This window comes from Pseudomonas sp. BO3-4 (assembly GCF_034044115.1).
Classification (GTDB): Bacteria; Pseudomonadota; Gammaproteobacteria; order Pseudomonadales; family Pseudomonadaceae; genus Aquipseudomonas; species Aquipseudomonas alloputida.
The window spans coordinates 2044568-2059025 of the sequence record NZ_CP139018.1 but is presented as its reverse complement, the minus strand read 5'-3'; the positions used below and the strand labels follow the sequence as shown (position 1 = coordinate 2059025).

The 14458-nt window shown below is 59.1% G+C and carries 11 protein-coding genes; all 11 read left to right on the top strand.

Annotation, left to right across the window (positions count from 1 at the left end):
• The first annotated feature begins 1 nt into the window (after window position 1).
• The 11 genes from tssF (at window position 2) to REH59_RS09305 (ending at window position 14357) form a co-directional block, all read left to right on the top strand.
• Window positions 2-1768 carry a type VI secretion system baseplate subunit TssF gene (gene tssF / locus REH59_RS09355; protein WP_014859049.1) on the top strand — a complete coding sequence of 589 codons (1767 nt, stop codon included), beginning with the start codon at window positions 2-4 and terminating at the stop codon, window positions 1766-1768.
• On the top strand, window positions 1732-2748 hold the full coding sequence (tssG, locus tag REH59_RS09350) for a type VI secretion system baseplate subunit TssG (RefSeq protein WP_128573548.1): 1017 nt from the start codon (window positions 1732-1734) through the stop codon (window positions 2746-2748). The genes tssF and tssG overlap by 37 nt, the downstream gene beginning before the upstream one ends.
• Window positions 2745-2957, top strand: coding sequence for a hypothetical protein (locus REH59_RS09345; RefSeq protein ID WP_128573547.1), 213 nt, complete (start codon window positions 2745-2747; stop codon window positions 2955-2957). Before tssG ends, REH59_RS09345 begins: the two co-directional genes overlap by 4 nt.
• The gene (gene tssJ / locus REH59_RS09340; protein ID WP_014859046.1) at window positions 2954-3751 is read left to right on the top strand and encodes a type VI secretion system lipoprotein TssJ; all 798 of its coding nucleotides are present in this window, start codon (window positions 2954-2956) and stop codon (window positions 3749-3751) included. The genes REH59_RS09345 and tssJ overlap by 4 nt, the downstream gene beginning before the upstream one ends.
• Window positions 3752-3800: 49 nt before the next feature.
• Complete coding sequence (tssK, locus tag REH59_RS09335; protein ID WP_014859045.1) at window positions 3801-5138, top strand: type VI secretion system baseplate subunit TssK; 1338 nt, start codon at window positions 3801-3803, stop codon at window positions 5136-5138.
• 1 nt (window position 5139) lies between these two features.
• Entirely contained in the window at window positions 5140-6021 is an 882-nt protein-coding gene (icmH, locus tag REH59_RS09330; protein ID WP_265536630.1) for a type IVB secretion system protein IcmH/DotU, read from the top strand.
• Window positions 6022-6154: 133 nt separating this feature from the next.
• Entirely contained in the window at window positions 6155-6670 is a 516-nt protein-coding gene (locus REH59_RS09325) for an Hcp family type VI secretion system effector (protein WP_003251355.1), read from the top strand.
• 74 nt (window positions 6671-6744) lie between these two features.
• Entirely contained in the window at window positions 6745-8730 is a 1986-nt protein-coding gene (locus REH59_RS09320) for a type VI secretion system Vgr family protein (protein WP_014859032.1), read from the top strand.
• A gap of 47 nt (window positions 8731-8777) precedes the next feature.
• A complete protein-coding gene (locus REH59_RS09315) occupies window positions 8778-9209 on the top strand; it encodes a DcrB-related protein (protein WP_014859033.1) in 432 nt (143 codons plus the stop codon).
• 53 nt (window positions 9210-9262) lie between these two features.
• Window positions 9263-13849, top strand: coding sequence for an RHS repeat-associated core domain-containing protein (locus REH59_RS09310; protein ID WP_014859034.1), 4587 nt, complete (start codon window positions 9263-9265; stop codon window positions 13847-13849).
• The gene (locus tag REH59_RS09305; protein ID WP_128573544.1) at window positions 13839-14357 is read left to right on the top strand and encodes a hypothetical protein; all 519 of its coding nucleotides are present in this window, start codon (window positions 13839-13841) and stop codon (window positions 14355-14357) included. Before REH59_RS09310 ends, REH59_RS09305 begins: the two co-directional genes overlap by 11 nt.
• Window positions 14358-14458: the final 101 nt, after the last annotated feature.

Below are 14458 nucleotides of genomic sequence, written 5' to 3'. Positions count from 1 at the left end.
CATGTCACTGAAGGACAGATTCAGCGAAGAACTGCGTTACCTGCACGAGTTGGGAAACGACTTCGCCAAGGACAACCCCCAGCTTGCCCGGCTGCTAGGCAAGGCGGGCAGCGACCCCGATGTCGAGCGGTTGATGGAAGCCTTTGCGTTTCTAACGGCCAAGCTTCGGCTGAAGCTGGAAGATGACCTGCCAGAACTCACCCACCCCATGCTGCAGATACTGTGGCCCAACTACCTGCGCCCGTTGCCCAGCGCCACGATTATCCGATTCTCGCCACGCAAACAATCGCTCAGCCAGTCACAGCACATTCCCAAAGGTGCAAGGTTGTTCTCGAAACCCGTGGACGCCGTGCCCTGCGAGTTTCGGACCTGCACGGGAGTGAGCCTTCATCCGTTCGAAATCAGCGCCGTCAGCGCAACCCAGACACTCGACAGCTCTGTGGTTCGCATCGGCCTGCAAACCTTGGTCGAACGGCCACTGAATACGTTGGGCTGCGCCCGTCTGGATTTCCACCTGAGCGGCGACAACCGCACCGCTCTGACGCTTTATCTATGGATTGCTCAATACCTCAAATACGTCAGCGTGATCATGGACGGCGAGGTGCGCCGGCTACCGGCCAACAGCATCGCGTTCCCGGGTTTCAGCCCTGAGGAGGCCTTGCTGCCCTACCCGCGGAACGTGTTCGATGGCTACCGGATCCTGCAGGAATACTTCGTGTTCCCGAAGCGCTTCCACTTCTTCAGCATTACCGGCCTGGAAAAGCTGTGGCCGGCACAAGCCTGCCCGCAGGTGGGCATCGAGTTCCATTTCACGCGTCAACTGCCAGACACCCTTCGCGTTGGCACAGAAGATTTCAGCCTGTTCTGCACCCCGGCTGTCAACCTGTTCAAGCACAGTGCCGAGCCCATCGACCTGGCCAGCGAGGCTGCCCAGGTCGACCTGAAGCCCAGAAGCGAGGCGCAGTCCGCTTACGAAATCTTCAGTGTCGATGAAGTCATCAGCACCCGAACGACCACTGACGGAAGTACCGGTGAGCACCTGCGGACTTTTCGCCCTTTCGAATCGTTCGCCCACGAAATCGAGCATGTCCAAGGCCGCACGGCGCTGTACTACCGCTGCCAACTCGAAGAGTCCCTGCGCGGCGATGGCGTGACCCACCGCATCGCCTTCGTGCGCGCCGATGCCAACAGCTACATAGGCGAGCTTGAAACGGCATCCATCGACCTGACCTGCACCAACAGGGACTTGCCGCTGGCGCTGGGCGTGGATGACATCAACGTCCTCACCGAAGTCACGCCGCCCCTGGCGACCTATACCAACATCTGCGCCCCCACCCGCCCCTACCGGCCCGTGCTGGATGGCCAGTTGCAGTGGGCGTTGATCTCCAACATGTCGCTCAACTACCTGTCGCTGCTGTCGGTCGAGCCGCTCAAGGCGGTGATTCGCACCTACGACTTCGCGGCGTTGCACGACATCCAGCAAGCGCGCACCACCGGCAAACGCCTCGACGGTATCCGCGAAATCCACACGCAGCCCATGGACTGGCTGATCAAGGGGCAACCCATCCGAGGCCTGCACACCCAACTGAAGCTGGACCAGACGGCCTTCCTCTGCGAAGGCGACCTCTACCTGTTCGGCTGCGTGCTCGCGCACTTCTTCGCCCTGTACGCCAGCATCAATTCCTTCCATCAACTGGAAGTGATCAACGCCACCAACAACGAGCACTACACATGGCCCATCCAGACCGGCAAGCAACCGCTGATCTAGCCGACAAGCTGCTCGCCAATGCGCACCAGTACAACTTCTTCCAGTTGCTGGAGCGGTTGCATGGCCTGCACGGCGACAACCTGGAACCGCGTTGGGCGGATGAGGCCACCCGGCTGCGCGTGCGTCTGGCCAGCGACCCGCGCCTGACCTTTCCCGTCTCTGATGTGTACAAGGCCGAGCGGATGCCAGGGGAGGATGAGCGCTATCGCGTGTGCACCACGTTCATGGGGCTGCACGGTACCGACTCGCCCTTGCCCACCTATTACCTGGAACAGGTGGCCTATGAACATGCCCAGGGTGTAGGCGTGCGGCCGGCCTTCTTCGACTTCTTCAACCATTACCTGCTCAGCCTGCTGCACCGGATCTGGCGCAAGTACCGCTATTACATCCGTTTTCAACCTGGTGCGCGCGACGGCTTCTCCCAGTACATGTTTGCCCTGCTCGGGCTGAACGACAAACAGCTGCGCGGCGACACGACACTGCCCTGGAGCCGCCTGCTCAGCTTTGCCGGGGTTATCGCCAGCCGCAGCCGCGCACCGGGGACCGTCGCCGGCATCATCGCCCACTGCTTCGATCTGACGCACGTGCAGATCCGCGAATTCGAGACGCGCACGGTCACCACCAACAGCAAACAGCTTGTAAGCCTCGGGCGCAGCAACGGCGAGCTTGGCAGCACGTTCATGGTCGGCACCCGCACCCGCACCCGCAGCAGCAAGTTCACCATCGTCATCAGCGAACTCGACCAGGCGCAGCTGCATGACTTGCTGCCCAGCGGCATCAACTTCGGTCGCCTGCGCGCCTTGATTGATTTTCTGCTGCGCGATGGCCTGGCGTATGACCTGGAGCTGCACCTGAAACAAAACGCACTGTCACCGTTCTGCCTGCACCGCAGCCAAGGCGCCTACCTGGGCTGGACCAGCTTTGTCGATGACCACGATGGCCAGATCAGTCCCGTTGTCCGTTTCCGGGGGCGCTCATGAGCACATTGACCTTGTGCATCATCAATCTCGACCAGGTGCAGCATACCGTCACCCTGCGTCATCGGTTTGATCGCACGGGCGGCACCATCGGCAGCGACGGGGCCGATTGGGTGATCAAAGACCCCATGGCGGCGTTCAAGGCGCTGGCTGAGGCGGCGCCATCAACCACGGCCCCGCTGCAACAGCTGACGGCGGGAGAGCGCCCATGAGCCGCCTGGCTTTCTTGATGGCGTCTCTGCTGATCGTGCTGGTCGGGCTGCCAGGTTGCACGTCCTTGAGCAGAGCCACCAAGGTGGTGCTGGATCACTCGTTACCAATCGGGCCGCCCAAGGACGCCCCCACCCAAGTCGCGTTCAGCATCAACGTCAGCCCAACGCTCAACAGCAACCCGAACAGTGTCGACGTGGCGGCCATCCCTGAGAGCATCCTGGAACCCAGCCCCTACGCAGTCACCTTGAGTGCCGGCGATCCGCACGCACTGACCGACAAAGTCGGGACCTTGCTCGCATACCTGCAAGCGCAATTCCCCGCGATGTCCCGCGTGGAAACCGGCGAAGAGGACCAAAGCGAATGGGCTCGCTCCCCGATGGAAGAAAGCTCGCCCGGCAGCTATGACGCCCCCACGGTGGTGCTCACGCTGCCGGGCAGCAAGGCCGAAGCCAGCGGGCCTGTCGCCACACCGATTGCCATCAAGATTCTGCAACTGCGTGATGACTCCCTGCTGCGCAACAGCGTGTACCAACTGCTGGACGATGACCCCGCCAAGGCACTGCGCAGTACCTACATCCGCGATGACGATTACCTGCTGAACCCAGGCCAGTTCAAGTTCATACCGTTTGAGCCCATCGAGCCCGAGACCCGCTTCGTCGCGGTGATCGGCGACTACAGCAACCAGCAAAACGCGACCTGGCAGCACGTGTTGCGAATTCCGCCACGCGGCCACCAGATCATTCTCTCAGTGCTGGTCAATGACGCGCAGATCCTGCTCAAGGAGGAGGAATGACAGCGCCTCTGCACCCTATCCCCCCTACTCACGCTGACACGGAGCGCCCATGAGTTCACGTAACCCCGTTCTGTGGCCCGAAGGCCTGTTCGTCAAACCGCAGCATTTCCAACAAGCTGCGCGGGCCAGTGAAGCGGCCTTGCATCAACGCCTTGGCAGCCTCAACGCGGCCTTCTACGGCTTCAGCGAACTGCAGCTGAGCACCGAATACCTGAGCCTGGGCAAGGTCGCCATCACCAAGGCGCGCGGCATCATGCCCGATGGCACAGTGTTCGATATTCCTGCCGATCTGCCGCCGCCGCCGCCCCTGGAAATCGAGGACGACGGTTCGAAAGACAGCGAGATATTCCTGTGCTTGCCGCTGCGGACCGAGGGCGGCCGTGAAGTGAGCTGGCCCGACAATGCCGCCAACTTCCGCTACAACGCTCAGGCAGAGGAGATCAAGGATACCCACAGCGCCGACGGTGACCTGGTGCAGGTCGACCTGGCCGTGCCCAACCTGCAGCTCAAGCGTAAAGCCGATGACAGCAGTGCCTACACCCGCCTGGCCGTGGCTCGTATCCTGGAACGGCGCCCCGACGGTAGCCTGCAATTGGATGAAACGTTCTACCCCACCAGCGTTTCGGTGCGGGCAGTGCCGGCCCTTCAGCGTTTCCTTGAAGAGATCACCAACACCCTGCGCGAGCGTGCGCGCAATCTTGCCGCCCGCATCGGCGCTTCGGGCCAGTCGGGTATCGCCGACATCCGCGACTTCAACCTGCTGCAGGCCATGAACCGCTGGTGGCCGTGCTTCAACCACCTGGCCAGGCAAGGACAAACACACCCCGAGCAGTTGTACCTGTCCATGAGCCAGGCGTGTGGCGAATTCGTCACCTTCACCGACGAGAACCGGCTGCCGCAGGAATACCCGGCCTACCACCACACCGCACTGCGTACCTCGTTCAAGCCCCTGGAGGATACGCTCCGTCGAGCCCTGAGCACGGTCCTGCAACCCCGCGCCGTGTCACTGCCGCTGGAGACCCTGGACTTTGGTGTGATGACGACCACGCTGGAAGACCGGCGCCTGATCAACGAAGCCGATTTCATCATCGCCGTGCGCGCCGACCTGCCGCCGCAAACGTTGCGCCAGATGTTCATACAGAAAGCCAAGGTCACCTCACTCGAATCCTTGAATGACCTGGTGCCTTTGCAACTGCCGGGCATCCCGCTGCTGCCCCTGCCGGTTGCTCCACGCGACCTGCCCTTCCATGCGGGCTTCAGCTACTTCGAACTGGACCGCCGTGACCCCGCCTGGGCCTGCATGAAGACGGCCAACGGCTTCGGCTTCCACGTTGCAGGTGAGTTCCCAGGGCTTGAACTGCAGTTCTGGGCGATCAGGGGTGAATGATATGGAAAACAGTAACCCTACCCTCAACGACGCGAAGCACGTTGCGGATACGGATTTGCACGCGATGCTCGAGAAGTCGCTGCCCAACGACGCACCCGCACCTGCAACTTCCACTGCATCTGCACAGGAGCAGAAGCCGGAGCCGGAGCCGGAGCCTGCATATCAGGGCTACCCCGCGGATCCGGAGTTTCAGCTCAGGGGTGGCTGCGCCAATCTCATGCTGGATGCCGCGGCGCCCTTGTTCGGGCTGGTCATGCGCCTGCGCACGCTCGATGAACTGCCCAACATCAAAGATGTGCATCAGCAAGTACGTATTCAGATCGACAGCATCCGGGAAGAAATACGCCAGCACGGCTATGAGCCCGCTCAGTTGCTGGCGTACTCCTACGGCCTGTGCCTGTACATCGATGAAGCGGTGATGGATCGGCCCTGGGGCAAAAGCAGTTGCTGGAGCCACGAGCCGCTGCTCAGCATCTTCCACGATGAAACCTGGGGCGGGGAAAAATTCTTCACCGTGCTTTCCCGCCTGATGCAGGAACCCAAGCGCTATCAGGACGTGTTGGAGTTCATGTACTTCGCACTGTGCCTGGGTTTGAAGGGCAAGTACGCCATCGCCCCCAAGGGCGAAGAGTCACTGAACGCCCTGATCCACCAGCTCCACGGGATCATCCGCGAACTGCGCGGCCCCACCCCCGAAGAAGTCTGCGACCCCTACACCAACGTCGCCCCCAGAAACTTCCGCATGAGCCGGATATGGCCGTGGTGGAGCCCGTTGGTCATCTCCGCCATCGCCATGGCGGTGGCCTACGGGATCTACAGCTACCGCCTGCACCTGATCACAACCGAGGTGCTGGAGTCGCTGAACGGCATCTTGCAGCAATAGCCAACCGTGACACAGCACCACTGAATTCAACGAATTCGCGAGGTTTTTGCCTCGCTGACAAGCCCATCGCTCCCGATGGCCACGCCACCCGTGGTGCGCGTGCTTTACCCACATGGACGCAGGAGTAACTGCCATGCCAACACCCGCTTACATCAAGATCATAGGCCAGACCCAAGGCAACATCACCGCGGGCGCCTTCACCGCTGACTCCGTCGGCAACGTGTTCCAACAAGGCCATGAAGATCAGATTCTGGTTCAGGAAATCAAGCATGAGGTGACTACGCCCACTGACCCCCAGAGCGGTCAACCGAGTGGCCAGCGCGTGCATAAGCCTTTCATATTCACCAGTTCACTGAACAAAGCTACCCCCCTGATGTATCAGGCACTTGCCACCGGCGAAATGCTGCCAACGGTCGAGGTCAGCTGGTATCGCACCTCGTCGGAAGGCAAACAAGAGCATTTTTTCACCACCACGCTCGAAGACGCCACCATCGTCAGCATCAATACCGTGCTTCCCCACGCACTCGACAAAGACAATGAAAACTACACCCAACTGGTTGAAGTATCGCTGGCGTATCGAAAGATCACGTGGGCTCACGATGTAGCCAATACCGAAGGCTCTGACGACTGGCGCGCACCTGCCGCCTGACCTGTGCAAATGCCCCGGGCAGGCCATGCCCGCCCGGGCTTTGTGTTGATTCAGACGGCGGACAAGGATCTTTTATGCCTAGCCAATCTGATTTGCGCTACAGCTTTGAGGCTCTCGTTGGCAAAGCTGAATTCGAAGTGGTGTCGTTCGAACTCCGAGAGGGCATCAGCGCACCCTTTGAACTGGAGCTGAAACTGATCAGCTTCGAAAACGATATCGACTTCGGCCATTTGCTCGACAAACCCGTGCTCTTCACCATCCTGGAGGGCGAACGCCCGGTACGGTACGTGCACGGCCTTGTCAGCCGTTTCAGCCAGGCTGAAAGCGGCTTCTACCGCACCTATTATCACGCGCTGGTCGAGCCCCAACTGGCACGGGCCAAACTGCGCTCGAACTGGCGCATCTTCCAGCACAAGACCGTTCCGCAAATTCTCGAGCTGATGCTCAAGCGCCAGGGCATTGACCAGTACGAACTGCGCGCCAGCATGGACCATCAGGTGCGCGAATTCTGCGTTCAGGCCGGTGAGACGGACTTGGCGTTCATCGCCCGCCTGGCCGCTGAAGAAGGCTTCGTCTACCGCTTCGCGCACAGTGAAAAGCTGCACAAGCTGATCATCACCGATCGGCTGCAGTCCCTCGGCCTGATCAGCCATGGCGCCATCAAGGCCGACGATGAAGACGAGGGCTTCTGCGATGACGACGAGCCGGTAGGCCCTGACAGCGTGCTGTACCAAGCCAACAGCGGTGGCGATCAAGCCATACCCTGCCTTCGCCGCTTGCGCTACACCGAGCAGGTGCGCACCGCTCGTCAGGTGCAGCGCGACCACACCTTCACCCACCCGGCCTACCGCCAGGAGCACAGAGCCGCCGGGCCCTTCCTGGAGCATCAGAGCAAAGAGTACGAATACTTCGATTACCCAGGCCGCTATAAACGCGATGCCGTGGGCAAGCCGTTCACCGAAAACCGCATCACAGCGCTGCGCCATGATGTGCGTATTGCCGAGGTCCAGGGCGATGACGTGCGTCTGCAACCGGGGCTCAGTTTCACCCTGACCGGTCACCCACGTGACGACCTCAATGCGCATTGGCGGGTCAACACGGTTACCCATAAAGGCCACCAGTTCACCAGCCTGCAGGAAGAAGCCGCCGGCGCCGATGTAAGCACGCGCTACGAGCAGACCGCAGTGCTGGTCCCCGGTCGGACCGAATGGCGCCCTGCGCCATTGAAAAAACCACGAATCGACGGGCCGCACATGGCCACCGTCGTCGGCCCGCCTGGCGAGGAAATCTACTGCGATGAATGGGGCCGGGTAAAAGTCAGTTTCCCCTGGGACCGCGAAAGCCAGAACAACGAGTTCAGTTCGTGCTGGTTGCGGGTGTCTCAAGGCTGGGCGGGTAGCAGTTGGGGCTCGATGGCCATCCCTCGGATCGGCCAGGACGTGATCATCCATTACGTCAACGGCGACCCCGACCAGCCAATGATCACCGGGCGCACTTACTGCGGTGACCAACTGCCGCCTTACGACCTGCCCGATCACAAAACACGCATGACCATCAAGAGCCAGACCCACAAGGGGGAAGGTTTCAACGAGCTGCGTTTCGAGGATGAGCTGGGCAAGGAGGAAGTGTTCATCCATGCCCAGAGAGATCAGAACACTCTGGTCAATCACAACCAGTCCCTCTCTGTGGGCGTCGATCGCACCCAACAGGTTGGCCAGGACGAATCGGTCGCCATTGGCCGCAATCGTCTGCGCGTCGTCAAGGCCAACGACACCGTGAAAGTGGGGGGTGGCAAAAACGACCTCATCGCAGGCGACTACGAAGTCGAAGCGGGCAACTCGCTACGCCTCAAATGCGGCAAGACCCTTATCGAAATGCATGCCAACGGCACGCTGAACATCACCTGCGAGACCTTCAACTTCACCGCACAGCAGACCGGGCAGATCAACACCCTGGCGGCAAAGCTCGACCTCAACCCAACGGGTGGTTCGGCGGGCGCGGGCGCGAACGGGCGCGACAGTGACTCACTCAAGGCTGACGTGGATGGGCATTTCGACTAGCGCTCGCCCAGCCACCCTGCACTGAACTCAAAAAGGACTTACCCAAGATGACCCGATACCTGACGCACGATGTAATCCTCAATCTGGGTGATGAAGCCCACGAGGACCCGACGCTGAACATGCTGCGCTTTCCCGACAGGCAAACCACGTTGGTGATCGCTCGCAGCCCTGTTGCAACCACCAAGACCCTGGATGAGGCCTTGGAGGACCAACTGAACCTATTACGGAAGAAGTCAAAGGCGCTGACCATTACGCCCGCGAAAGTGACCCGCCTTGGAAGCAATGAGCATCCGGTCGACAGTCGGGAAATGGCAATCCAGTTCATGGTCGGCGACAAGCCCCACTACCAGCTTCAGGCGGCCTGCCTGATACCGGGGCAGCAACGGATGATGGTGCTCAACTACAGCAAGCCAGGGCCTTTGAGTGACGACGATATCAGCCACTGGCGCGCTCTCAAAGACGAGCTCCGATTTGCCTGAGCCTCTCCACGCACCAGGACAAGGACTTTCGGATTGCTAGGAGCTTACCGCCAATGGCGCAGACCGTTCACGCCGCCCGAATGGGCGACGCAATTCTTCATCCATCGCTTGCCGCTGAAATGATCAGCGCAGTTGCCGAGGCCGTTATCTATGCAGCGGCCACCGCGGCCGTCGCCGCAGCCATCAGCTTGGCCGTGGTTGGCACCGTAGCCACTGGCGGTGCGGCTGGAGTCGCCATCGCCGCAGTCGCGGGTGTAGCAGTCGGCGCAATGAGCACCCTTTCCGTCGGCGAAGACCAGACTGTCGGCGATGCCATCTCCAGCTTTTGCGACAGCCTTGGCAACAGCGTGGACTCGCCCGATCCCTACGGAAAAATCGAGAGCGGGTCAACCAATGTGCTCATTAACAGTGAGCCCGCTGCGCGCGCGGCCGGCATCACTGGCCCACCGGGAGGCGGCGCAGCCGATACTGAACAAGAGGAACCGTCCATCCTGGAGAACGTCGGTTCCATGGCCATGGCTGCGGTGCCTTATCTCGTCCCGTTCGTGGGGCTGGGGATGGCCATACGTGACATCTTCAACCCGCCCGTGACCACACCGGCCGACCCAGGCTCGGAGCCCGCGGAAGGAGACAAGATCAGCTGTTCGCGCCACCCGCCCCTGCCCGACACCTTCATTGCGCAAGGCTCGGACAAGGTATTCATCAATGGCCAACCCGCAGCGCGTTCAGGTGACAAGACCACCTGCGATGCCACGATTGATGTGAATGAAAACGTATCGCCCAATGTGCGCATTGGTGGCGGTACGGCGACGGTCCGGGACATTCGCAACGGCAAGAGCAAGATTGCGATGTTTACCGGGATTATTGCGGGGATGCTTATCTCCCGAAGGTTTGGCCGCATCAAAGGGTGCACATTAGGTAACCCGGTTGCCGTTGCCACCGGGAGCAAGCTGCAAGAGGGTCCGGAGGACATCGACTTCAATCTCCCAGGCTTGCTGGGCATCCAATGGGCACGGCGCTACGACAGCAGGGACATGCGTAGCGACGGTCTACTGGGGATGGGTTGGAGCGTCCCCTATGAAGTGGAGCTGGCCCGCGTCCCACATCCTCAAGGCGGTACGCTGTGGATCTACATCGACAACGACGGTAACCGACTGGAACTGGGCCGCCTCAGTGCCGGTGATGCCTTCATCAGTGCCGTGGACGGCTTGGCCTTCTTCCAGCTGGAGGACGGCCAGACCGTTGTCGAAGATATCAATGAAGGGCTTTATCGGGTCTTCGATACCGACCCGCTGAATCCGAAACGCTCACGGCTGATCAGGCTCGGCGACCGCAATCTCAATTGCCTCGACCTGCTGTACGACGAACAAGGGCGCCTGAAAGCCCTCTATGACAAGCACGGCCAAACGGTCGTGCAGCTTCACTATGCCGCCAGGCATCCCCAGCGTGTCAGTGAGGTATCACGGGTGTTCCTGAAAAACGGTGGAACACCTACGGTAGAACGCAGCGAACTGCTGGTCAGCTATCGCTACACCGACAACGGGCAACTGCATGAGGTATTGGATGCGACGGATCAACGAGTCCGCCGCTTCACTTACACCCCCGAGGGCTATCTCAATAGCCATCAACTGGCTAGCGGTGCTGTCCGCGAATACGAATGGGCGCGCTTCGCCATTCCTGAAACGCGCCCTGCCCCCAAGCGCCTGGACGGTACGCCCTACCGCTTGCCTCCACTGCTGGAGCCCCAACCCGATCACGAGTGGCGGGTGATTCGCCACTGGGGCAGCGATGGTGAAGAGTACCGGTTCGAGTACAACCTGGAAGCCGGTGAAACCCTCGTCACGGACAACCTCGGCCGCCGTGATCACTACTACTGGGGGCCACTGTACGAGGTCTATAAGCACATCGACCCTCAGGGCAACTGCTGGCTGGCGGAAGTTATCGCCGGACAGCTGATCAAGCGCATCGACCCGCAAGGGGGTGAATGGCGCTACAGCTACGACGACATCGGCCGCCTGATCGAAACCCGCGATCCCCTCGGCCGCCGCGAACACATCAAATATTTGCGACATTGGGCACTGCCCGTCCAGGTCACCGATACAGCCGGACGGACTCGGCAATACGGCTACGACAGCCACGGCAATCTGCTCTGGCAGCAGGACCCGCTGGGGCGCGAGACACAGTACCAATACGACCCGGAAGGCCGTGTTATCCAGGTCACCGATGCCCTCGAAAAGAGCAAATACCTGAGCTGGAACACGTGCGGTCAGTTGCTCAGCTACCGCGACTGCAGCAATGCCCAGACGCTGTATCACTACGACGCCCATGGCCGCTTGCGTGAAAGCATCAATGCCCGGGGTGAACACACCCACTTCCGCTACGACGCACGTGGCTATCTGGTCGAAAGCGAACGCCCGGACGGTCGCATTGACCGCTATGAGATTGATGTCGCGGGTCAACTGACGCGCTACGTCGACCCTGCACAGAAAACCCTGCAATTTCGCTACGACCCCAGCGGCCGGCTGGTCGAACGCACGGACGCCATGGGCTACAGCGTGAAGTTCCGCTACGACGCCTATGGTCGGCTACTGCAACTTACCAACGAGAATGACGAGTCATACCGCTTCGGCTGGGACGAACTGGACCGGCTGGTGGCACAAAAAGACCTGGATGGCAGTGGCCGCCTCTATGCCTACAACGTGCTGGATGAGGTCATTCGTCTTACCCATGTGCCCTCGCCTGACGAGCAGCCCCCCCTGTCCGACAACGCCCCACCGACACGGACGGCTGCCATCCGCCACGACTTCGAGCGGGACGCCATCGGCCGGCTTGTCAGCAAGCGCACCGAAGATGGCACCACCGACTACCGCTACGACGCGGCCGACAATCTGCTGTCCATCACCTTCACTGACAACAAAGGAGAAAAACAGCAACTCGACTACACCTACGACGCCAACGGGCAACTGCTCAGCGAAACCAACAGCGCTGGCTTGCTGCAGTACCGCTACGACGAACTGGGTAACCTGCAGACGCTAGTCCTGCCCGACCAACGCGAACTCAACCACCTGTACTACGGCAGCGGGCACCTGCACCAGATCAACCTGAACGGCCGGGTGATCAGCGATTTCGAGCGTGATGCGGTGCACGACGAGGTCCTGCGGACCCAAGGCAAACTGGTCACCCGCACGCGCTACGACACCAGCGGTCGCTTGGCCGGCAAGGCTATTCACTACCGCGATGCCCCTGCTGAAGTGCTGCCGCTGCTGGACAAGGCCTATCGCTACGATGCCAGCGACAACCTGATTGCCGAGGTACTGACCCAGACACAGCGCCGAGGGATGTCCAACGCTGCCAATGACGAAAACGCTAACCTCGAACAGATCATCGGTCGCTTCCTTGACCTACCCCACACGGGCAAGACCTATTCGGGACACAACCGCTACGGCTACGACCTCAACGAGCAACTGCAGACCGTTCACCAGTCACGCCCCAACTGGCAGGCCACGCAGGTCGAGGATTACAAGTACGACAAGGCCGGCAACCTGTTCGACGGCCCCAAACTCAATGGCCTGATCAAGCACAACCGGGTGTTGGTGTATCAGGACAAGCGCTATCGCTATGACCGCTTTGGGCGGCTGTGCGAGAAGCGGATCGGCAGCAACTGGGTGCAGTATTTCGAGTACGACGCTGAGCAGCGGCTGGTTTGCGTGGAGCAGTACCGCAGTGGCGAGCGTGAGCGGGTGGTGTTTGCCTATGACCCTTTGGGGAGGCGGATCAGCAAGGAGGTTTATCAGAGGGAGTATCCAGAGCCGCGTCGGCGGGTGCTGTTTCACTGGCAAGGGTTGCGCTTGCTTCAAGAAGTGCAGAGTGGGCTGGCTAGCTTGTATGTGTATGCCACTCCGGACAGTTACGAAGCCCTGGCACGCATTGACGGGCGGCCCGGCAGCGAAGAAATCAATTACTTTCATACTTCTTTACCAGGTTTACCTGAGCAACTTACAGATAGTAAAGGGCGCACCATTTGGCGGAGTGAGTTCCGGGGATGGGGAACCCCTACAGACGAATGGCATTCTCAGGAAGAAGCGAGGGAACAAAATTTAAAATACCAAGGACAATACTACGATCGCGAAATAGCACTTTCCTACAACACATTCAGATTTTACGATGCCCACAGCGGTCATTTCACGCAACCTGATCCAATAGGAATTTCCGGCGGCGCAAATCTCTACAGATATGCACCGAGCACAACAAACTGGATAGACCCACTCGGTCTATCCTGCAATCAATCTACCCCAACAATACCTACTTTAATTTTGCGCCTACGTGCCACCCTAAGGCTTTACCCTAAAATTACAGATCCGAGAACTGGGCGCAGCATTCCATTCCCAACCCAAATAGACGGCAAAGTACCTCTCTCACATCGCGTACCATGGGGCGCATCCGAACGTGGTGCATTCATTAAAGAATGGTATGATCGGGGGTATGCGACGCCTCGCGGAGGTTGGGGCGAGTATGATATACATCACATAAAACCCCGTGAATATGGTGGCGATAATAAATTCTGGAACCTAGTTCCCGTTCAGCGTAAAACCCACCAAGAAATGTATAACAAATTCTGGCGAGAATATAATGAACCATGAAAAATTAAGATTGATAGTAAAAAAAATAAAGTCCGAATGGAGCAGCCCACGAACCGCCTTCCACTTCGGAGAAGAGTGCCCCTTTCTACTAACCTCCTCGTTTTCCGCTGGGGCCACCGAACAAAAAATATCTAAGATACCCACACAGATGCGTAGCGAACTTAAAGAGCTTTGGAGAATCAGCGAAAAAACAGAGTTATTTAAGGATCAGCTATACCAGCAGTGGGGAATTGAAATACTTACCCCAGAAGAGTGCATCACTGAAACAAGCAACCAGCAATACACAAGAGCCAAGGACGCACACGAAAACGACCTTATATTTGGCCGTTTTTACGGCGACTCCGAGCTTTTATTGATAACTGATAAAGGTAATATTTTGTTATGCATGCCTTTAGACCCAAGGAAAGAATGGCCAGAACTTGCGAAAACCTTGTCAGACTTCTTGGAAAATTTAACAAACTCCCAAGGAGCCAAATATTGGGAACCCCCAAAACCCAAGAATCATTGAATCATTGAAACATTGAAACATTGAAACATTGAAACATTGAAACATTGAAACATTGAAACATTGAAACATTGAAACATTGAAACATTGAAACATTGAAACAT